The 521-nt window shown below is 38.6% G+C and carries 2 protein-coding genes; both read right to left on the bottom strand.

Features of this window, described 5'->3' with window-relative positions:
* A partial coding sequence (locus REG_RS14695; RefSeq protein ID WP_218015678.1) for a CopG family antitoxin occupies window positions 1–173 on the bottom strand: 173 nt, incomplete at its 3' end.
* Window positions 174–222: 49 nt separating this feature from the next.
* Window positions 223–462 (bottom strand): BrnT family toxin, encoded by a 240-nt coding sequence (locus REG_RS14690; protein WP_218015677.1) that lies wholly within the window; start codon window positions 460–462, stop codon window positions 223–225.
* Window positions 463–521: the final 59 nt, after the last annotated feature.

Raw genomic sequence — 521 nt, 5'->3', positions numbered from 1 at the left:
ATCGTATTCGGAAGCCTAAGTGAAATTGATGTTGCAGACGGTTTAAGGCGAGGCAGTCTAATGGTGACAGCTTTATCCCAATCAATATGTTCTGTTGAATCATGACATTCCCAAAATGCGCGTTCTTCTGCCTCTGTTTGAAATGTGGGTATTGGTTTAAGTTTTTTTCTCATATAACCCCCCGTTCCTTATGATTCATATTTCTGACTGAAATGACTCGTATCAATGTTTCATTGTGGCGAAGCGTGAAGGGGTGACATGGAGAAACCTTTTGTCATCAGTAGTCCCCAGAGCGTGGATCCTTCGTTCTGAAACACTATGTTTGGAATCGAGAACCATCAATAGGGGTTCATTGAAAAAAATTTGTTCAGCTTCAGCCTGACTAACACAGTGTTTATCGGCATTTTTCCGATGGTTTCCTGCATCCCAATCAAACCCAATTATTCGGTTAAAATCTATCATTTTTGTATATTACTATAATATACATAACTGTAATATTAGGCTTGATTGTACAATAGATC

It is taken from the genome of Candidatus Regiella insecticola LSR1, assembly GCF_000143625.1.
GTDB classification, from domain to species: domain Bacteria; phylum Pseudomonadota; class Gammaproteobacteria; order Enterobacterales; family Enterobacteriaceae; genus Regiella; species Regiella insecticola.
The sequence above is the reverse complement of the archived record's forward strand: the minus strand, read 5'-3'. Positions and strand labels throughout refer to the sequence as shown.